Below are 20,821 nucleotides of genomic sequence, written 5' to 3' on the forward strand. Positions count from 1 at the left end.
ATACGCCGCTTACGGAGCCGGTGCGTGGTGTCGTTCCGCCGTTGGATCGCACGGCGGAGTCCGTCTACGCCTGGGCCCTGGCTCGTGGTCGGGTGCCTGCCGTGGCCTGCCCGGATCTGGTCGCCGACCTCGGGCTCACCCCTGCGGAGGTCGACCGGGGCATCACCGCGCTGTGCCTCCTGCGGCTGCTGACCCCGGATGCCTCGGGCGGCCTTGTTCCGACCAGCCCGGACGTCGCCGCCGCCGAACTGGTCGGGCCGATGCGGTTGGAGGTGGTGGAGCTGGAGCGGCGGGCGTCGACTTTGCAGGCGCAGCTGTCCTCGCTGGGGCCGCTGTACTCGCGCAGTCGGCATCGGGAGGATGTGGAACGGGTAGAGGGAGAGGACCGGGTCCGGGCGCTGATCGCCGATGAGGCTCGGCGGTGTGTGGTCGAGATCCGCACCAGTCATCCTGGTCGGACGGCCGCCTGTTGGCTGCCCACGGACCTGGATTGCCGTGTCCGGTCACTGTATCAGCATCCGGTTCGTGTTGATATCCGTTCCCGGGCGGTCCTTGAGGCATTTGTGGATGCCGGCCGTGAGATTCGTACCTGTGCACAGCTTTCCGGTCGGGTGGCGGTGTTCGACCAGGCGACTGCGGTGGTGGCGGGTGGTTCTGGTACTGCGGTGTTGCTGCGTGATCCCTCTACAGTGGACTACATCGGTCGGGGCCTGGAACAGCGGTGGGCCACTGCGGTGCCGTACGAGGCTGGGGGAACCGCGCCTCGCTATGGCGCGGCCGGTGAGGACTTCAAGCGGGCCATCCTTCGTTTTTGGCCACCGGGGCCAAGGACGAGCAGATCGCGCGACGGTTGAGTGTCTCGGTTCGCACCTGTCGCAGGCATATCGCGGAGATCATGTCCGAGCTGTCGGTCACCAGCCGGTTCCAGGCGGGCGTCCGAGCCGCCGAACTCGGTCTTCTCGACACCCCCTGACTCGGGCCTGGTCCCCGGGACGGCGGTCTCGCCGTCCCGGGGACCAGGCCGGGGACTCCTATCGCGATCGTCGCAAGGAGACCGTCGGTCTGGCCGCAGGTGCCGTCGACAGCCGACGGGCCAGGTCGGCCATGACCGGTGTCTCGAACACCATCCGGATCGTCAGATGCACCCCCAACACCGACCGAACCTGATTCACCAGCTTGGCCGCCGTCATCGAACTACCACCCAGATCGAAGAAATGATCCTCCCTCCCCACAGCCTTCAACCCCAACACCTGCTCGACGACCCCACAGGTCCGACGCTCCCACTCCGTACGCGGCGGCGCACCCCCGGTCGCCGACATCACCGGAGCAGGCAATGCCCGATGATCCAGCTTCCCGTTCCCCGTGAGCGGCAATGATTCCAACGGCACGAACGACGACGGGACCATGTACTCCGGCAACACAGAAGCGGCAAACTGGCGCAGGTCCGACGGATCGACAATCCGGTAGGACACCGGCACCACATAGGCCACCAACTGCTTGTCCCCGCCCGCCCCCCGAGCCACCACAGCAGCCTGGGCGACGTCCGGATGCCCGCTGAGCACCTGCACAACCTCCCCTGGCTCGATCCGCACCCCCCGAACCTTCACCTGATCATCCGCCCGCCCCAGGAAATCCAATGACCCATCCGACCGCCACCGAGCCAGATCCCCGGACCGATACATCCGCGCCCCAGGCGCCCCGAACGGAGACGCGACGAACCGTTCAGCGGTCAACCCAGGCCGGTTCGGATACCCACGCCCCACACAGTCGCCCGCCAGGTAGAGCTCACCCACCACGCCGATCGGCACCGGATTCAGCCCGCCATCCAACACATACGTCCGGCTGTTGAAGATCGGCTCCCCGATCGGCGCAGTAGCCGCCCACAGCGACTGGTCCGCAGGCATCGTGTACCCGGTGACGACATGTGTCTCCGAAGGCCCGTAATGGTTGTGCAGCCGAACCCATGGCCGCCGCCGATGAAACGCCCGCACGGTCTCCGACAGCCGCAACGCCTCACCGGCCTGGAGCACGTGCCGCAGCGACGTGAACTCCAGGTCCTGCCTGTCCGCCGCCTCGTACACCGCGCCTACCACCAGGTCGGGCGCGAAGAACTCGGTCGCCCCCTCCCGGTCCAGCCAGCCCGCCAACTCGGCCGGGTCGAGCCGGGTTTCATCGGGTGGGATCAGCAGGGTCTTGCCGTTGAGCAGCACCGACAGGAACTCGTGGATGGACGCGTCGAACGTGATGGAGCTGAACTGGGCCACCCGCGCACCCGGTTCCACCGGGATGACGTGCCGGTTCCAGGCGAGCAGGTTGTTGAGGACGTGGTACTGGACCGCCACCCCCTTGGGCCGACCGGTCGACCCGGAGGTGTAGATCACGAACGCGGGAGACTGCGGGTCGCAGTCGACCGCGAGGTTCGCCGGGGACTGCCGCGCCAATGCGCGAGCGGTCGATGGCGAGTCGAGCAGCAGGACCGGTCCGACCGCGCCGGAGGCGCCGGTGGTGACCATGAGAGCGGGGGAGCAGTCCGCCACGAGGTAGCTGATCCGGTCGGCCGGGAACATCGGGTCGACGGGCACGTAGACCGCGCCGACCTTGAGGATCGCCAGGAACGTGACCAGCAGGTCGGCCGACCGGGGCAGCACCACGCATACCCGGTCCTCGGGCCCGATCCCACGTTCCAGCAGCAGCCCCGCCAGCCGGTTGGCCCGAGCGTTGAACTCCGCGTAGGACAACGTGACAGCGGGATCAATGACGGCGACAGCGTCCGGTGTGCGGGCGACCTGCTGTTCCACCTGCGTCCGCAACGATCCGGGAGGCAGCGGGACGGCTGTGTCGTTCCAGCCGGTCAGCACCTGGCGTCGTTCGTCGGCGTCCAGGAGGTCGATCGAGGTCAGCGCCCGTCCAGGGGCGGTGACCACGGCCGTCAGCAACCGGAGGAAGCGGGCGTGCAGCCGTTCCGCCGTGTCCCGGTCGAACAGGTCGGTGGCGTATTCGACGAACCCGGTCATGCCCGCCCGGCCCGGCCGCGCCGAGATGCTGAACAGCAGGTCGAACTTGGCCGTCCCGGTGCCCAGGTCCACCGACTCCGACGCCAGGCCGGGCAGCGCGAGCGCGGTGTTGCCGGTGTCCTCGAACATCAGCATGGTCTGGAACAGTGGGTGCCGGGCCTGCGTGCGCGCCGGGTTGAGCGCCTCCACGACCTGGTCGAACGGCACGTCCTGGTGGTCGAACGCGGCCAGTGCCGCTGTCCGCGCCCGTCCCAGTACGTCCCGGAACCCGATCCCGCCGGACAGGTCGGTGCGCAGGACCACCGTGTTGACGAAGAACCCGACCACGTCGTCGAGCAGCTCGTCCGGCCTGCCCGCCACGGTCGCCCCCAACGGGATGTCCGTGCCCGCGCCCATCCGGTGCAGCAGTGTGGACAGTGCCGCGTGCACGACCATGAACAGCGTGCAGCCCTCCGCACGGGCCAGATCCGCCAGCCGGTCATGCAGGTCGGCGTCGATCGACAGCGGGATGCGGCCCCCGTGGTGGCTCGCGATCGCGGGCCGTGGCCGGTCGTAGGGGAGGGGCAACTCCTCCGGCAGGTCCCGCAGCGCCTCCCGCCAGTAGTCCAGGCCCGCCGATCCCACCTCGCGCTGCCACAAAGCGAAATCGGCGTACTGGACCGGCAGCGGACGCCACGAGGGTGCAGCGCCTGCCGACCTGGCCGTGTAGGCGTGCTCCAAGTCCCGCGCGAGCGGCCCGTCGGACCAGCCGTCCGAGGCGATGTGATGCAACACCAGCAGCAACACCGCACCACCATCTACTTCGAACAGAACAGCGCGCACCGGGATGTCTCGGCCGAGATCGAACGGCGCTGTCGCCGCCTCCCGCACCCGGTCGTCAAGATCCTCCGGGCCGGCGCAGACGACCGCGAGCCTAGGCCGTGCGTCCGTCAAGACCAGCTGATACGGCTCCCCGTCGACTTCCGGATACACCGTCCGCAGCACCTCGTGCCGCGCCACCACGTCCCCGAGCGCCGCCTCCAACGCGGCCGGATCGACCCCGTCCACCAGCCGGTGCAACGACGGCAGGTGGTACTGCGCCGACGGCCCCTCCAGACTGTCGATGAACCACAACCGCCGCTGCGCGAACGACAACGGCACCAGTTCCGGGAGTTCGCGCGGCGCCAATGCCTGTCGGGGCGGCGCGGCACGGTCGAGCAACGTGCCGAGACCGGCGGCCGTGGGCGCGTCGAACAACGCCCGCATCGGCAACTCCGCGCCGAGCACCGTTCGCACCCGACCGGCCAGCCGCGACGCGGACAGCGAATGTCCGCCCAGGGCGAAGAAGTCGTCGTCGACCCCGACCTCGGGCAGCCCGAGCACCTCGGCCATCAGTCCACAGAGGACTTCCTCGCGGTGTGTCCGCGGCGTCCGGCCCGGCACGAGGGTCGGCGTGGACTCGGGCAGGGCCTTGCGGTCGACCTTCCCGTTCGGCGTGAGCGGCAGCGCGTCCAGCCGCACGACCAGCGCGGGCACCATGTACTCGGGCAGGCGATCCGCCACGAACCCGCGCACGTCCCCGAGGCCCGGACCGGTCGAGGTGACATAGGCGATCAGCCGCTGGTCACCCGCCGCGTCCGGGCGCGCGACCACCACGACCTGGTCCACCTCGGGATGCTCGCCCAGCACGGCCTCGACCTCGCCGGGCTCGATCCGGTGACCCCGCACCTTCACCTGGTTGTCCGCGCGGTCGACGAACACCAGCGAGCCGCCGACCGACCACCGCACCCGGTCGCCCGTGCGGTACATGCGTGAGCCCGGCGGCCCGAACGGGTCCGCGACGAACCGCTGCGCGGTCATCCCGGGCTGCCCGTGGTAACCCAGCGCGACTCCGGCGCCTGCCAGGTACAGCTCGGCCGTGACCTCGCGCCCCACCAGCCGCAATGCGCCATCGAGGACATAGGCATGGGTGTTCGCGATCGGCAGGCCGATGGGCGGCGCGTCCTCGCCCGGCTCGACGGTCGCGACCGTGGACCAGATCGTGGTCTCCGTCGGCCCGTACAGGTTGGTCGTCTGACCCAGGGAGCAGAGCGTGATGGCCAGCCGCGCCGGGAGGGCCTCGCCGCCGACCAGCACCCGCAGCCCGGGAGTCGGCTCCAGTTCGGGCGCCAGCACCCGCCACAGCGACGGCGTGGCCTGCATGATCGTGGTCCCCGACCGGCGCACCAGCCCGGCCAGCCCGACCGGGTCCACCACCGCGCCCCGGTCGGCCAGCACGACTCGGGCCCCGCTGATCAGCGGTAGGTACAGCTCCAGCGCGGCGATGTCGAACGCGACCGTGGTCACCGCGAGCCACCGGTCGTCCGCCCCGAGCGGGAACCGGCCGCGCATGTCGAGCAGGAAGTTGGCCAGGTTCGCGTGCGTGACCACGACCCCCTTGGGCCGCCCGGTCGACCCGGACGTGTAGATCACGTAGGCAGCCGCGCCCGGCTCGCTCAGCTCGATGTCGGGCGTCGGGCCAGACGAGCCGTCGAGTTCCGTGTCGAGTATCAGCCGATCGGGTCCGTCGGGCAGGTCCACGACATCGGCGGTGGTCACCACCAGCACCGGCGCGGCGTCGTCGATCACCCCGGCGATCCGCTCGGCCGGGTAGGCCGGGTCCACCGGCACGTAGGCCGCCCCGCACCGCAGCACCGCGAGCAGGCATACCGGCAGGTCCACCGTGCGTGGCAGCACCAGCGCCACCCGCGTACCCGGCCGCACGCCGCGCCCGAGCAGCAGGCGCGCCAGCCGGTTCGCGCGCATGTCCAGGTCCCGGTAGGTCAGCTCCACGTCCCCGGCTACCACCGCGACCAGGTCCGGGGTCGCGGCGGCCTGCGCGCGGAACAGTTCGGGCAGCGTCGCCCCTCCCGCGCTATCCGCCATGGCCGGCCTCGCGCAGGCTTCGCGGCCGCAGGTCGGTCCAGTTCGCCTCCACGTGCGCGACGGCGGCTTCGCGGTCGCCCGGACCGAACACCACGGCCCACCCGGCGGGCACGGCGGCGAACGCGGGCCACAGCGAGTGCTGCGCCTCGGCGTTGACCAGGACCAGGAACTCGCCGTCCCGGTCGTCGAACGGGTTGCTCATCGGCGCGCCCCCGACACCAGGGTGGCCGGGCCGAGCAGGGCCAGCAGCTCGTCGAGCGCGGCGTAGAAGCCGTCGATCTCGGCGACCTCGTTGTACAGGTAGGCCGACACGCGCAGGGTCTCCCCGCCCGCCAGCCAGGTGACCAGCGGCTGCGCGCACATGTGGCCGCTGCGCACCATGTACCCGTAGGAGTCGCTCAGCAGCCGGGCGACCTCGCCGGTGGGCACGGCCTCGCCCAGGCTCAGCGTGGCCAGCGCGATCCGGTCGGTGGTCTCCGGCGGCCCGATCAGCTTGATCCCGGGCCGCGCCAGCGCGCCGGACACCAGGGCCGCGCACAGTTCCCGCTCGTGCGCGGCGCGGTCCGCCTGGTCCAGTGCCTCCAGATAGTCGATGGCGGCGGCGCAGCCGATGATCGAGGCGATGGCCGGGGTGCCAGACTCGAACCGGTACGGGATGCGCCGGTCCACGCTCCGCTCGACGTCGACCCAGTCGACCATGCCGCCGCCCACCACCATCGGCCGCAGCGCGTCGAGCCGGGCGGCGCGGCCGTAGAGGCAGCCGACGCCGGTGGGGCCCAGCATCTTGTGCATGGAGAATGCCACGAAGTCGGCGTCCAGCTCGCGCACGTTGATTCGCTCGTGCGGCAGGAACTGTGCGGAGTCCAGCACGATGATCGCGTCGCAGGCCGCGCGCACCTCGGCGATCAGCTCTGCCACCGGGTGTACGACTCCGGTGACGTTCGAGCAGTGCGTGAGTGCCACGACTCGCGGGTTGCCGCGCAGCAGCGTGCGGAAGTGGTCGCGATCGAGCCGCCCGTGCCGGTCCACTCTGGTCGGTTCCAGGCGTCCGGCCCGGCGCCACGGCAGCAGCTGCGAGTGGTGCGCGTCGAAGCAGCCCACGATCGACGCGTCCGGCTCCAGGTCGAGACCGGACGCCACCAGGTTCAGCGCCTCGCTGGTGTTGCGCAGCAGCACCACCTCATTCGCCGCCGCCCCGATGTGGTCGGCGATCCGCACCCGCGACGCCTCGTACGCGTCGGACGCCTCTTCCGACAGTCGGTGCTTGCCGCGGTGGATGTTGGACCCGTTGCACTCGTAGTACTCGGTGACCGCCCGGATGACCGAGTCAGGTTTCAGGCTCGTCGCCGCACTGTCCAGGTAGGACATGGGCTGTCCGTCGATCTGCCGCCGCAGCGCCGGGAAGTCGTCCCGGCGGTTCACGCGCGTGCTCATCGTGCCACCTCCGCGGAGATCTGCGAGACGCAGGACTGGAACTTCCCGCTGCGCTCGCAGGCGATGTAGTCCACTGCCTCGCACCGAAGCGGGTTCGGCGCGAGGACTTCGGTCAACCGGTCTTCGAGGTCGCGGATCTCGGCCGCTGCCGGTTCGTCGGCGAGGTAGCGGAAGGTGCACGCACCCGTCGCGTCCTGCGCCAGCTTGTAGAGGTCCAGCCAGGGCGCGTCGCCGACCAGGGCCGCGACCGCGCCGGGGGTGACGATCCGGCCGTCGGCCAGGCGGATCATGTGCGTGGCGCGACCCTCGATCCGCACCACCGGCAGGTCGCTGCCGCAGCCGCAGGGTTCGCCGACCGGGGTGAAGTAGTCCCCGGTCGCGTACCGGATGCGGGGCACCAGGCCGTCGTCGAGGGTCGTGACGTACAGCTCGCCCATCCGTCCCTCGGGCACGTGCTCGCCGTCGTCGACGAACTCCACGTAAAAGTCCCGGTCGTTGATGTGCCGGTTCCCGTGGTGGCACTCGAACCCGAGATAGCCGAGCTCCGACATGCCGATCATGTCGCCGATCGGCACGTTCGGGCCCAGCGTCGCGTCGAGCTGCCGCCGCGCCACCCCGGTCATCAGCGTGTACCCGCAGACGACGTGCAGCTTGCGCTTCGAGGTGATCTCGCGGCCCAGCCGCCTGCCCCACCGGGTCAGGAACGCCAGGTGGGTCGGGTCGACCACGAGCAGGTCGGGCTCGTACGCCTCGATCTCGTCGAACGCCTTGACCACCTGCCACTCCGGCGTGGCCAGCAGGTCGTGCGCGACGGTCAGCACGAGGGTGCCGTCGGGCAGTGTCCGGTCGTCCATCGACGAGAACCCGGTCGCGCACTCCACGTCCGAGCAGTTCGGCGGCGCGAACCGGCAGATCCTGGGCCGGTTCCCCGGTCGCCACAGCTCGTCGAACCCGGGGTGTACCGCCAACGCGGTCGCCTGCCGCCTGGTCAGGTCGTAGGCCAGGATTGCGCTGTTGAGCCGGTCGCCGGAGGTCCCCGAACTCTGGAAGCGCATCACGTGCGGCGAGTTGAGGGTGTAGCCGCGCGCCAGCACCCCCGCCGGGAAGTTGCGCCGGTAGTGCGACTTGGACGTCGGCGGGATCCGCAGGAAGTCCTCGGCGGAGCGGATGTCCTCCGGCCGCAGGGCGTTGGCCTCCATGTGCTCGCGGAAGAACACCGTGCGGTCGAAGGCGTAGGCGATCTCCTCGCGCACCGCCTCGAAGTCGATCGCGGTGCTCATGCCATCGCCACCAGCACCGAACGGGACCCGGAGTACGGGCGGCGACCGTGCGCGAACTGCTCGTTGTCCACCACGACGATGTCGCCCGCCCCCCACGGGCGGGCGATCTCCTCGGCCGCGTAGGCGGCCCGCACCTCGGCGAGGTGGCCGGGGTCGAGCGGCGAGCCGTCGCCGTACATGGCGTTACGCGGCAGGTCGTCCTCGGCGAAGCTCTCCCGCAACTCCCGCTCCACCGCGGGCGGCAGCGAGCTGACGTGGAACAGGTGCGCCTGGTTGAACCACACCCGGCGGCCGGTCACCCGTGACTCGACGGCGGCCTGCACCACCTGCCGGGTGCGCAGCCGGTCCCCGCCCAGCCACTGGGCGTCGATGCCGTGCTCGGCGCAGTAGGCGTCGACCACGTTCCGATCGTCCGTCTGGAACGCCTCCTGCCAGGACAGGTCGATCCCGTGGCCGAAGTTGCGCACATACATCACGCCGTCGCGCTCGAACCGCTCCCGCACCTGCGGAGACAACCGGTCGTACACGCGCGCGCTGTCGGCCAGCGGCGTCTCACCGCCGTCGGCGGCGGGCACCAGGCAGGTCAGGAACAGCGTCGCGGGCCAGGACGCGGTGTACGACATCTCGTTGTGCAGCGGGATGGTCTGGTCCGGCGGGTACTCGGTGGAGGTGAACACGTTGCCGTCGACCCGCTGCCGGGGCGTCGACCGGTTGTCGTAGTCGCGCAGGCTGCCGGTCAGGCCGGTGGCGAACTCGGCCAGCCCCGCGGCGTCGAGCGGGGTGAAGCCGCGCAGCAGCACCACGCCGTGCTCGTCGCGCAGCCGGGCCAGGGTGTCGCCGGAACTCGCCAACCACTCGCGCGGGTCGAGCCGGGCCACGGTCGGCGTGCACAGCACCGCACGCGAACCGGCGAGCAGCTCACCGGTGCGGACCAGGTCCGCGCCGCCGACCGGGATGGACTTGCGGGCGCCACGGAACGGGCTCATCGTCCCGGCCATCACGCCTCACCCGCCTGCGCGGCCAGCCGCTCGTCGAGGTACTCGGCCAGTTCGGACACCACCGGCCGCTCGAACAGCGTGCGCAGCTTGATCGGTACTCGGAACTCCGCGCGCAGTCGGGAGATCAGCTGGGTCGCCAGCAGCGAGTGGCCGCCGATCTCGAAGAAGTCATCGTCCACCCCCGCCCGGTCGAGCAGCAGCAGCCGCGCCATCACGTCGGCCACCCGCTTCTCGGTCGGCGTCCGCGGCTCGACGTAGGTGGTGGCCGCGCCGTCGCCGTAGGACCCCGGCTCGGGCAGCAGCGCCGAGTCGATCTTGCCGGTGCTGGTCAGCGGGAACGCGCCCAGCGCGACGAAGTGCGCGGGCACCATGAACTCGGGCAGCCGCTCGGCGGTGAACTCGCGCAGCCAGTCGGCCTGCCCTCGGTCGCCGCCCGCGTCGATCACGTACGCCACCAGGTGGGTCGCGGAGCTCTCGCCCGCCACCAGGACCAGGCTGCCGGTGACCCGGGGGTGTTGGCGCAGCACGGCCTCGATCTCGCCCAGCTCCACCCGGAAGCCGCGCAGCTTGATCTGCCGGTCGACCCGGCCCATGAAGTCGACCCCGCGGCCGGGCAGCTGCCGCGCCCGGTCCCCGCTGCGGTACATGCGCCCGCCGGGGTCGAACGGGTCGTCGACGAACCGTTCCTGCTGCTCCGGCGTGCCCGCGAGGTAGCCGCGCGAGACCGACCGGCCGCCGATCCACAGCTCGCCGGGGACGCCGACCGGGACCGGCCTGCGCTCGGGGTCGAGCACGTAGGCGCGGGCGTGCCGCATCGGGGTGCCCAGCGGAACGGTCGAGGCGAGCGCGGCCAGGTCGTTGGACGTCACTTGTCCACAGAGGACGCCGACGGTGGTCTCGGTGGGGCCGTAGTGGTTGTAGAGGGCGCAGTCACCGAGGTACTCGCGGAACAGGTTGTACGAACCCCAGCCGAACGGCTCGCCGCCGACCACCAGTGCCTGGCGGGGCATCACCGCGGCGGGGTCGTCGGCCACGGCGAACACCGCGTCCAGGTGTGCGGGGGTGATCTTGAGCAGGTCGTAGCTCGTGCCCGCCAGCAACTCGGCCAGCGCCTGGGCGTCCACACTGACCTCCGGCGGGACGACCAGCAGCTCGCCGCCGCTCATCAGCGGCGGGAACAGGGCGGTGTTGCCCAGGTCGGTGCCCAGCGTGCCGAGGGCGACCGAGTCGATGGCGCCGGTGAGGCCGAGTCGGTCGAGCACGCCGTCCAGGTAGGCGGCGAGCTGACCGTGGCCGACCAGGACGCCCTTCGGCGTGCCGGTGGAACCCGAGGTGAACAGCACGTAGGCGGGGCTGTCGTCGGTGGTCTCGACATCCGGGGCGGTGTCGTCGGCGGTGAACGTGCCATCGAGCAGGAAGGTGTCGCAGCCTGCGGGCAGTTCCGCGGCCGTGTCGGCGGTCGCTACGGCGTGGGTCAGGTCCGCGCCCGCCGCGATGGTGGCCCGGCGCCGGACAGGCAGGTTCGGGTCGAGCGGGACGTAGCCCGCGCCCGCCTTGGCGATCGCCAACAGCGCGACGACGGTGGTGTCCGAGCGCTCCAGGCTCAGCCCGACCAGGTCTCCCGGGCGGACGCCGCGGGCGATGAGTTCGTTGGCGGCGCGGTTGGCGGTCCGATCCAGCTCGCGGTAGGTCAGGGTTCGGGTGCCGAACCGGAGCGCGGTCGCGTCGGGCGTGCGTCGGGCGGTGGCCTCGACCAGCCGGTGCCAGTGCGCGGGACGCTCGGCCGGGGGCTGCGCGGTGTTGGTGGCCGCGATGAGTACGCGGGCGGCGTCATCGTCGAGCATGGCCGGGCTGGACAGCGGGGTTGTGGGGTTGCTCGCCAGTGCCGCGAGGGTGGCGGTCAGACAGGTCTGCAGGGCCTCGGCGCCGCCGTCGGCCATGGCGCCGGTCCTGGCGCGCAACGTCAGCCGGATGCGGCCGTCCACGCCCTGCGCCCAGAGCGTGACCTTGCGGTCGTCGTCGGCGGGGGCGATCCAGAGGTCGGCGTAGGTGGAGCCTGTGGTGGTGAGCCCGGTGACGTCGCTGAAACCGAAGCCCGGCAGGGCGCCCGCGTGCTGCCGGGCGGGGTCGACAGCGGACTCGTCCCCGTGCTCGAACGCCTCGATCTGCACGCCGACGTCCTGCAACAGCGCGGTCAACGCCATGTCCGCGGCCAGGGTGGTGAACACCGGGACCGGGCATTCGAAACGACCGACCGACGTGGCCGTCTCGGCGAACGGGCGGCGGGGGAGCACCGTGCTGACGGCCATCCGCTCCGGCCGTCCGCTCGCGTGCCACAGCGCCGCGACCCACGCGGTCAACAACACACCACGCAGCCCACCATCCACTTCGGAGGCAAGAGTGCGCAGCCGTCGTGCCACCGACTTGGGGACCATCCATTCCAGATCGGTCCAACCCGGCCGGGTCGCGCGCTGCTCCAGTGGCAGGTGCACGGGCGGCAGGTCCGCCAGTCGTGCTTCGAGGTCGGCCCAGGCCGGCCCGTCGCCCGGCATGCCCTCCTCGTACTGCCACTGGGCGTAGTCGGCGTACTGTACGACGTCCTCGCGGTGCCACACAGCGCCGTCGAGTCGAGCCGCGTACGCCTGGCGCAGGTCGTGGAAGAACACCGCCACGGAGGTCGTGTCCACACTCAACCGTGGCGCCGACAGGACCAACGACTGCCGGTCGTCGTTGTGCGTGAACAGGATCAGATGCGGCGCGTGCGCGTCCGCCTGCCGCTGCTCGGCGAGCAACGCCGACAGTGTCGCCTCGTCACCCCGGCACTCCGACACCCGCATCCGCGGCCCGTCCTCGACCACCATCAGCACCGAGCTGTTGTCGCCCAGTACCCGCCGATAGTCGGTGCGCAGGCTCTCGTGCACCACCGCCACGTCGTCCGCCGCGCGGGCCAGCACCTGTACATCCACAGTGGACGACAGGTGGGCGACGGCGACCACCCGGTCCGCCCGCGCCAGCACGTGCTCCTGCTGCTTGGACAGCCGGTAGCCGTCCCACGTCCGGCTCACCACGTCCGATCCCTGCGCGCTCACCGCTGCCCCCCGGTGTACTTGTGCCATGTGTCCAGTGCCTGCGGTCCCAGGTACTCGGCCGCCATCCGCCAGAACCCCGCGTACTCGGCGGGGAGATCCACCAGGGCGTGCCCGACCTGTTCCGGCGCGTGCGCCAGGACGTCGCCCAGCTTCATCTGCAACAGGTCGAGGTACTCCGCGCGGTCCATCGGGATCGCCGCGCCGGTCCGCCGGTCGGTCATCTGCGGCGTCCCGTCGGGCCGTATCACCCGGCGGAAGCTGCGGCCGAGCGAGGCGTAGCTCATCACGGAGAAAGTGAAGATCACCTGCTCCACCTCGGGTCCGACGACCGTGCGCACCTCCGCCCGTCGCGCGTCCGGGATGGCGTCCACGTCGTCGTTGTGCAGGCCCTCGGTGCCGTACACGCCGTGGAAGAGCCCGGCGAGGCAGATGTGTTCCTTCGCCCGCATGTCCTGCAGGATCGTGCAGGCCCGGACCATGTGGTCCACCAGCGTCACGTCCTGGTGCGCGACCTTGTGCATGCCCAGCCGCACCAGATCGCCTCGGTAGTCTTCTGGGTCGAGCATCACCGCTCCTCGGTTGGCCGTCCCCCGGGGTCGGAGTGGACGTCGGAGATGTGCCGGATCCGCCGGAACGGCGAGACCAGCGTCATGAGCGTCGGGGCCAGGTAGCCGACGCCGATCGCGACGAGCGTGGCGCGGGTGCCGATCGCCGCGCCCAGGAAGCCGCCAGCCAGCGCTCCGATCGGCAGCGTGCCCCAGACCAGGAACCGGATGGCCGCGGTCGTTCGGCCCATCAGGTGCGCCGGGGTGATCACCTGCCGGACGCTGACGACGTTGACGGTGAACAGCGGCTGGCTGGCGTTGATCAGCAGGTACCCGGCGCCCGCGACCACCACGGCGCCCGGCGACGAGCCGTCTGCCAGCGCCAGCAGCAGACCGCCCGCGCTGGTCACGCACATCGACAGCACGATCGCCGGGCCGATGCCCAGCCACGCGTTGAGCGTGCCCATCACGAGCACGCCCAGCACGGCGCCGACGCTGCCCACGAACACGACCACCGCGACGGTCGCCGGGCTCAGGTGCAGCTGCCGCGCCAGGTGCACGAGGAACACCGCCAGCATCGCCTGGAACAACAGGTTCCAGGTCGCGCCGATGAGCGCGTTCCAGCGCAGGAAGCTGCTCCGCCGGATGAAACCCAGGCCCGAGCGCAGGTCCACCCGGATCGAAGTCCGCTCCACCCGCGGCGGCGCCACATCGGCGGCCCGGATGGAATGTAGGAACAGCGCGGAACAGACGAACGACACCGCGTCCAACACGATGGTGACCGGCGCCGACACCACTTTCAGCAGCACGGCGGCCACCCCGGGACCGGACATCTCGCCCACCGTCCGGCTGGTCTCCAGCCAGCGGTTGGCGGTCAGCAGGTCGTCGGAGACCACCACCGTGGTCAGCACGCTCTGGTAGGCGATGTCGAAGAACACCGTGCACGAGCCCACCACGAACGCGACCACGAACAGCCACCACAGCCCGAGCACGTCCAGCGACGCGGCGACCGGGATGACGCCCAGCACCGCGGCGCGGACCCAGTCGGTGATCAGCAGGACCCGCCGTGCCGGCCACCGGTCCACCAGCACACCGGCGACCAGCCCGAACAGCAGGAACGGCGCGCGCTCCAACGCGGACAGCACGCCGACCTGCGCGACATCGGCCTGCAGCACGGAAATCGCGATCAGCGGAAACGCGATCAGGCTCACCTGCGAACCGAGGACCGAGATGGATTGCGCGGCCCACAGCCTGCGGAAATCCGGGCGTTCGACCGCGAATACCCACCACTTCCGCCGCGCCGACACCAATTCGTCCATTGAGGCCTCTTCCCGTCGAATGGCAGGCCCCGGTACCCCGCCGACGTGCTCGTGGCGAACGTAGCCGACCCTGGTTGTGTTGCGGTTATGTGCAGGAACGATGTTCCCGACCGAGCCGGGCGGTCGTTGTTGCGGTGCAGCATCCTGTCGGCCGGGCCGAGGTTGCGAATAAGCCGACTTCCGGCAAATGTACGAACGCGGCCGCTACTCACGATTCCGCCGATTCCCTGGCCGCGATTCCGATTCCGACGCCGGGAGGCGCTGTGTCCGATCCGATCCGCCCGCAGACCATCGACGTGACCCGGTACGAGCGCGCTGGCTTCTTTCGCGCCCCGGACCTCCTCGACCCCGAGACCCTCGCCCTGCTCACCGCCCGGGTCGAGGCGTTGGGCGCGCGGCCCGGCCCGGAGGTGGTGCACGAGAAGGGGACCAGCGCGGTGCGCGGTATCCACGGCTGCCACCTCTACGACGACGTCTGTCGCAGGCTGGTCCGGCTGCCCGCGCTGCTGGGCCTGGCCGAGCGGCTGGTCGGCGAGCCGGTCTACGTCTACCAGTTCAAGGTCAACATGAAGCAGCCCGGCGCGGGCGCGGCCTGGCCGTGGCACCAGGACTTCGCCTTCTGGCACCGGGAGGACGGCATGCCCGCCGACCGCGCGGTCAACATCGCCGTGCTGCTCGACCCGGTGCACGCGGACAACGGCCCGCTGCGCGTCATCCCCGGCACGCACCGGCTCGGCCTGATCGACCCGGCGCCCGCGGCGGCCGTCGCCGACGGGGAGCACGACTGGCGCAGGCACGTCTCCGCCGACCTCGCGCACACCGTGCCCGACGGCGTCGCCGAGTCGCTGGCGCGCTCGCACGGCACCGAGCTGGTGATCGGGCCCGCCGGCACGGTCTACGCCTTCCACCCGTCGGTCGTGCACTCCTCGTCGGACAACCGCTCCGCCGACCGTCGGGCGATGCTGCTGGTCACCTACAACGCGGTGGCCAACGCGCCGCGTGCGTTGTCCCGACCGGAGTTCCTGGTCAGCCGGGACACCGCGGCGCTCACCCCGCTCGCCGCGAACACGCTCTGACACTCGGATCCGACCTTTTATCGGCCGCGTCCCGGTCCGCGGCGGACCCTGTCTTAATCGACCGGTAACTCCGATTCAATACCGACTCCCGTCCTGGTACGAAAAGCCGAACCGGCGCGGCGCCGACCGGCAGGCCCACCGGCAGGTTTACCCGGCGGCTCGACGGAAATCGCAGGTGGACGCGGTTTCGTCGATAGCCCGATGGTGTGACCCGATCGGTTGGATATTTGCGGACAGAGTCCTGGTCCGAGTAGGTTCGATGTCGTTCGCGTCGACACTCGGGGGTTCTCTGATGCGGGAAAACTGCACTATTTCGGTACGTACCCTGGGGGTATTCGGAGTCGTTCTCAATGGTTCCCCGGTGCAGCGGTGGCGGGCCGGAAAAGCGCGACAGCTTTTGCAGTTCCTGCTGCTGCACCGGGACCAGACCATCTCCGGTCGACTGATCCACGACGCGCTGTGGCCGGATGCCCCGTGGGTGTCCGGTTCCAGCTCGCTCAAGGTCGCGGTGCACGCCCTGCGCAAGACCCTGGACCAGACCGCGCTGTCCGCGGGCTTCGGCAGACTCGGCTCCTCGCTGCGGGTGTCCACCTGCGACTCCGGGTACCGGCTGGAGACCCGTGACGTCTGGGTCGACTACCACGAGTTCGAGTCGTTGATCGACCGCGCGCACCGGGCCCAGCGGCGCGACGACCCGGACCTCGCCGACGAGCTCTACGGCCGGGCCACCGCCCTCTACGAGGGCGAGTTCCTCCCCGGCCTGCCCGACGACTGGGCCGCCACGCACCGCGAGTGGCTGCGCAGCCGCCAGCTGTTCGCGCTCGGCTTCCTGGCGCAGCGGCGGCTGGGGGAGGGGGACCACCTCGCGGTCATCGATGTGTGCAAACGCATGCTCGCCATAGATTCCCTGCACGAGCCCTCATACCGGATGCTGATCCGCGTGCACGCGAGACTAGGACAGCTGGCCCAGGCCAGGCGGTGGTACCGGCTGTGCGCCCAGCGGCTCCACGACGAGCTGCAGGTGCGCCCGGACGACGACACCCGCCGCGTCTACGAACAGGCCCTGCGCGGCACGCTCTGTGACTCCCGCTGACCTGCCCGGAAGAGGCCCCGTGACCGCGTCGTCGATCGACCCCGCGGTCCAGCGCCGCACCCTCGTCGTCCTGGTGGTCGCGCAGGTATTCAGCGGCGCCGGGATCGCCGCGGGCATCACGGTGGGCGCGCTGCTCGCCCAGGACATGCTGGGCTCCACGGACCTGGCGGGACTGCCGAGTGCGCTGTTCACCGCCGGATCCGCGCTCACCGCCATCACCGTCGGCCGCCTCTCGCACGCCCGCGGCCGCCGCCCCGGCCTGGCCGCGGGCTACCTCGCGGGCGCCCTGGGCAGCGTCGGCGTCCTCCTCGCCGCCGCGCTGAACAGCCCGCCCCTGCTGTTCGCCGCCCTCTTCGTCTACGGTGCGGGCACCGCGACCAACCTCCAGGCCCGCTACGCGGGCGCCGACCTCGCCGACCCCGCCCACCGCGCCCGCGCGGTCTCGACGGTCCTGGTCGCCACCACCCTGGGCGGCGTGATCGGCCCCAACCTCGCCACCCCCATGGGCGACGTGGCCGAGGCCCTCGGCATCCCCCGCCTGGCAGGCCTGTTCCTGCTGTCCGGCACCGCGTACCTGTCGGCCGCGGTGATCCTGGCCGTCTGGCTGCGCCCCGACCCCCTCCTGCTGTCCCGCACCCTGCCCCCCGAGCCCCGGACCGCCCCCGCCGACGGCTCGACTCGCCGCAGTCAGGGCTGGGTCCCCGGCGCGTTGATCATGCTCCTGGTCCAGCCGGTGATGGTCGCCATCATGACCATGACCCCGGTGCACATGCACGACCACGGCCACGGCACCTCGGCGGCGGGCCTGGTCATCGCGATCCACATCGGCGCCATGTACCTGCCCTCCCTGCTGACCGGCCGCCTTGTCGACCGCCACGGCACCACCCCCGCCGCCCTGGCCGCGGGCGCCGCCCTGGTCGCCGCGGGTGTCCTGGCCGCCATCGCCCCGGCCGACTCCGTTCCTCTCCTGGCCATCGCGCTCGCCCTGCTCGGCCTTGGCTGGAACCTCGGCGTGGTCGCGGGCAGCACCATGATCACCAACGCCCTGCCCGCGGGCTCCCGCGCCAAGACCCAGGGCGCCGTGGACGTCTCGATCGCTCTCGCGGGCTCCACCGGCGGCATCACCTCGGGTCTCCTGGTGGACGCCGCGGGCTACTCCTTCCTCGCCCTCACCGGCGCCGCCCTGGCCCTGCTCATCCCCGTGGCCGTCGCCACCACCAGATCCCGCCCGGTCGGATGACCGGCGAGCTGATCGTGCACGGACCCAGACGCCGGCATGGGGCGCAGCACTGGCCAGACTCGGTTGGATCCCGGAACCTCTGACCATGCCCACCCCGGAACGCCTTACCCGGTACCGGTCGGTGTTCGCGGTCGGCGTGTTCCGCGTGCTGTTCGCGACCCACGCCCTCTTCGTCACCGGCGAGACGATCCGAATGCTGGCCCTCTCAGTCGCCGTCTACGCCGACACCGGTTCCACCCTCGCCTCATCACTCGCCTACATGGCAGGCATGCTCGGCTACGCGGCAGGCGCGTTCCTCTTCCTGTCCGCAGGCGACAAAATCCCCCCAAGACACGCCCTCACCACAATGCACCTCATCCGGTTCACCGTGACAGCGACCATCGCGACCGGCGTACCGTCTCCCGCCGTCGCCATCGCACTGACAGTCATCCCCGGCTTCTTCGGCCCGGTCTCCATCGCGGCCAGCGGCCGACTCCTGACCGAGGTGCTCGACGGCGACGCCTACGTGCTCGGCCGGTCGGTCTTCTCCATGACCTCCACCGGCGTACAGATCGTCGCCCAGGCCGCCACCGGCCTCCTGCTGACCGCCTGCACACCCGGCGAACTGCTGGCCGCGGCCGCCGCCACCTGCATGATCGCCGCCCTGGTGGCCTGGTCCGGCCTGCGCGGAACACCCGCCGGGCAGGGAACGGCGGAAACAAGTCCACGAGCGACCTGGCGGGCCACCCGGCGCCTGCTCGCCGCCCCCCGCGTCCGCGGTCTGCTCCTGGCCCAGTGGCTACCGCTTTCCCTTGCCGTGGGCGCGGAAGGCGTCGTCGTCCCCTACGCGTCGACAGCGGCCCCGGCTGCCCCGGGCGCGTTCGCCGGAACACTGCTCGGCTTGTTCGCCGCGGGGGCGATGCTCGGCGATCTCGTCATCGGCCGGTTCGTACCACCAGGCCGCCGCGCGCGATGGACGCGTCCGCTCGCCCTCCTCCCCGGACTCGCCTTGGCACCGTTCATCGTCCAACCCGGACCGGTCCTGGCCTGCGCGCTCGGCATGGTGGCCTTCTTCGGCCTGGCATACCAACTCGGGCTGCAACGCCCGTTCATCGATGCCACCCCCGCCGACGCCCGCGGCCACGCCCTCGGCCTCGCGACCACCGGCCTGATGTGCGGCCAGGCCCTGGCCACCGTGGGCGCGGGCGCGCTCGGCGAGATCATCGCCCCGCCCGGCGTGATCGCGGTCTGCGGGCTGGCATCGGCGGCGGCCGCCCTTGCACTCTCGCCCCACCTTCGGCCGGGGCCGACCCGGTGACGACAACCCTGTCACCACGGTACCTCCCTGTCACCCGGTCGCATGGATGAGCCTGGAGGAACCCGAAAGCCCCGCCATATGGTCGAGGAGTCCGACACCGGCACCCGAAGGAGAAACCATGAACCGCGATGTGGAGCTGGAGAGCGTGCTCGCCGAGATGAGCGTCGAGAACCTCGTTCCGTTCGCCGATGTCTCCGAGGACATCGTCACCGAGGGTTTCTCGGCCGCGCCGTGGACGATCAACTGCAGCGCCTGAGTTCCCGCGACGGCACCGGCGCTGTCGTCCGCGACAGCCCGGTGCACTGTCCGAAGTCGACACTGCCCGGCCGAAGTCGGTAAGGAGCGATCATGACGGCGGAGAAGAGCGGGCAAGCGGTGCGGACGCCCGATGCAGCGGTCTGGCGTGGGGTCTCGCACTTCCTGGACGCCTACGTCAAGGTCGGCGACGGTGACCACGTGGTCCTCGTCTACACCCTCGACGGGCGGGAGGCGGCGGCCTGGCTGGCCACCGAGCTGAGCCTGCGCGGGCACCGGGCGGTCACGGTCGGCATGAACCCGGTCCGCGACGACGGCCTGGAGGCACGGCTGCGCGCGGTGCTCCCGGACCCGGCGCGGGTGGGCCCGGCGTCGCGGCTCGTCCTGCTCACCGTGGAACGGGAGTCCATGTCCCACGGGATCAAGCTCCGCCGCGTCCTCGCCCCCTACCCGGAACGGGACTGCGCGGTGTTCCGGCTGATCAACGCCGCGGTGGAGTTCTTCGTCGACGCGGTCAGCCTCACCCCCGAACAGCTCTCCGGCGTGAACGGCGCGCTGCTGAACCGGATGATGCCCGCGAGCAGGCTGCACATCGGCACGACCGCCGGGACCGACCTCGACGTCGAGATCGACTCCGAGCGCTACCGCTGGCTCAGCAACCGCGGCGTGTGGCGGGAAGGCAGCTTCGTCATCCTGCCGCCCGGCGAGGTGAGCACCTACCCGGCGAACATCAACGGGATCCTGGTCGCGGACGGCGCGTTCAACGTGACCGCCTACACGACCACCGACGCCCGGCTCGGCGCGCACCCCGTCGTGATCGAGATCGAGGAGGGCCGCGTGGTCGACTACCGCTGCGACTCCCCGGCGCTCATGACCCTGCTCGGGCGGTGCCTGGAACGCGAGAACGGCGACCGCGTCGGCGAGCTCGGGTTCGGCACGAACTTCGGCATCGACGGGTTCATCCCGATGAACTCGCACATCAACGAGCGGCACCCGGGCGTGCACCTCGGTCTCGGCCAGCACGGCCAGAAGTTCGACGCCGTGCCGTACATGTGCGACATCCACCTCGATCTCATCACCGCGGACACGACGGTCGTCGTCGAGGACGGCGCGACGATCCGCAGCCGGGACCTCGCCGACCTGCCGGGCGAGGACCACCCCAAACCGCTGCACGGCGAGGTCGACGACGAGGACATCGACGGCGACTGCTGCGGGGTCATCGCCACCGAGGTGGCACGGGCACGGGCCGAGTACCTGAGCCTGGACCGCGGCTAGCC

16 protein-coding genes are annotated in these 20,821 nt (G+C 71.1%); 8 read left to right on the plus strand and 8 right to left on the minus strand.

Translation table 11 applies throughout. The features are described from left to right. Positions 1-101 precede the first annotated feature (101 nt). Both C503_RS42860 and C503_RS45550 read left to right on the plus strand, forming a co-directional pair. Entirely contained in the window at positions 102-854 is a 753-nt protein-coding gene (locus tag C503_RS42860; RefSeq protein ID WP_026315854.1) for a hypothetical protein, read from the plus strand. Next, positions 851-973 (plus strand): helix-turn-helix domain-containing protein, encoded by a 123-nt coding sequence (locus C503_RS45550; protein WP_245572375.1) that lies wholly within the window; start codon positions 851-853, stop codon positions 971-973. The genes C503_RS42860 and C503_RS45550 overlap by 4 nt, the downstream gene beginning before the upstream one ends. Before the next feature lie 58 nt (positions 974-1,031). Here the strand turns inward: C503_RS45550 and C503_RS37175 are convergent, their stop codons facing one another. The 8 genes from C503_RS37175 to C503_RS0100580 are packed head-to-tail and all read right to left on the minus strand — an operon-like array spanning position 1,032 to position 14,583. After that, positions 1,032-5,918 carry a non-ribosomal peptide synthetase gene (locus C503_RS37175; protein WP_020608201.1) on the minus strand — a complete coding sequence of 1,629 codons (4,887 nt, stop codon included), beginning with the start codon at positions 5,916-5,918 and terminating at the stop codon, positions 1,032-1,034. Then, positions 5,908-6,120 carry an MbtH family protein gene (locus C503_RS0100550; protein ID WP_020608202.1) on the minus strand — a complete coding sequence of 71 codons (213 nt, stop codon included), beginning with the start codon at positions 6,118-6,120 and terminating at the stop codon, positions 5,908-5,910. The genes C503_RS37175 and C503_RS0100550 overlap by 11 nt, the downstream gene beginning before the upstream one ends. Continuing rightward, a complete protein-coding gene (locus C503_RS0100555) occupies positions 6,117-7,352 on the minus strand; it encodes an aminotransferase class V-fold PLP-dependent enzyme (RefSeq protein ID WP_018680240.1) in 1,236 nt (411 codons plus the stop codon). Before C503_RS0100555 ends, C503_RS0100550 begins: the two co-directional genes overlap by 4 nt. After that, on the minus strand, positions 7,349-8,632 hold the full coding sequence (locus tag C503_RS0100560; protein ID WP_018680241.1) for a phenylacetate--CoA ligase family protein: 1,284 nt from the start codon (positions 8,630-8,632) through the stop codon (positions 7,349-7,351). The genes C503_RS0100555 and C503_RS0100560 overlap by 4 nt, the downstream gene beginning before the upstream one ends. After that, entirely contained in the window at positions 8,629-9,630 is a 1,002-nt protein-coding gene (locus C503_RS0100565; protein WP_018680242.1) for a TauD/TfdA family dioxygenase, read from the minus strand. Before C503_RS0100565 ends, C503_RS0100560 begins: the two co-directional genes overlap by 4 nt. After that, complete coding sequence (locus C503_RS0100570) at positions 9,630-12,719, minus strand: non-ribosomal peptide synthetase (protein ID WP_156892877.1); 3,090 nt, start codon at positions 12,717-12,719, stop codon at positions 9,630-9,632. The genes C503_RS0100565 and C503_RS0100570 overlap by 1 nt, the downstream gene beginning before the upstream one ends. Continuing rightward, positions 12,716-13,285, minus strand: a complete 570-nt coding sequence (locus tag C503_RS0100575; RefSeq protein ID WP_018680244.1) for a DUF6817 domain-containing protein — start codon at positions 13,283-13,285, stop codon at positions 12,716-12,718. The genes C503_RS0100570 and C503_RS0100575 overlap by 4 nt, the downstream gene beginning before the upstream one ends. Beyond that, positions 13,285-14,583, minus strand: coding sequence for an MFS transporter (locus tag C503_RS0100580; RefSeq protein ID WP_018680245.1), 1,299 nt, complete (start codon positions 14,581-14,583; stop codon positions 13,285-13,287). Before C503_RS0100580 ends, C503_RS0100575 begins: the two co-directional genes overlap by 1 nt. Before the next feature lie 263 nt (positions 14,584-14,846). On the opposite strand from C503_RS0100580, the gene C503_RS0100585 reads away from it, so the two are divergent. The 6 genes from C503_RS0100585 (at position 14,847) to C503_RS0100610 (ending at position 20,819) form a co-directional block, all read left to right on the plus strand. Next, on the plus strand, positions 14,847-15,659 hold the full coding sequence (locus C503_RS0100585) for a phytanoyl-CoA dioxygenase family protein (protein WP_018680246.1): 813 nt from the start codon (positions 14,847-14,849) through the stop codon (positions 15,657-15,659). Positions 15,660-16,020: 361 nt separating this feature from the next. Beyond that, positions 16,021-16,752, plus strand: coding sequence for an AfsR/SARP family transcriptional regulator (locus tag C503_RS37180; RefSeq protein WP_169514473.1), 732 nt, complete (start codon positions 16,021-16,023; stop codon positions 16,750-16,752). Between the two features lie 19 nt (positions 16,753-16,771). Next, on the plus strand, positions 16,772-17,992 hold the full coding sequence (locus C503_RS0100595; protein WP_018680248.1) for an MFS transporter: 1,221 nt from the start codon (positions 16,772-16,774) through the stop codon (positions 17,990-17,992). Between the two features lie 85 nt (positions 17,993-18,077). Then, positions 18,078-19,289 carry an MFS transporter gene (locus C503_RS0100600; RefSeq protein ID WP_018680249.1) on the plus strand — a complete coding sequence of 404 codons (1,212 nt, stop codon included), beginning with the start codon at positions 18,078-18,080 and terminating at the stop codon, positions 19,287-19,289. Between the two features lie 118 nt (positions 19,290-19,407). Beyond that, entirely contained in the window at positions 19,408-19,545 is a 138-nt protein-coding gene (locus tag C503_RS45555; protein WP_018680250.1) for a hypothetical protein, read from the plus strand. A gap of 92 nt (positions 19,546-19,637) precedes the next feature. Next, a complete protein-coding gene (locus C503_RS0100610; protein WP_018680251.1) occupies positions 19,638-20,819 on the plus strand; it encodes a CgnE/CgnB domain-containing protein in 1,182 nt (393 codons plus the stop codon). The last annotated feature ends 2 nt before the right edge of the window (positions 20,820-20,821 follow it).

The sequence above is a fragment of the Actinokineospora enzanensis DSM 44649 genome, assembly GCF_000374445.1.
In the GTDB taxonomy this organism is placed as follows: domain Bacteria; phylum Actinomycetota; class Actinomycetes; order Mycobacteriales; family Pseudonocardiaceae; genus Actinokineospora; species Actinokineospora enzanensis.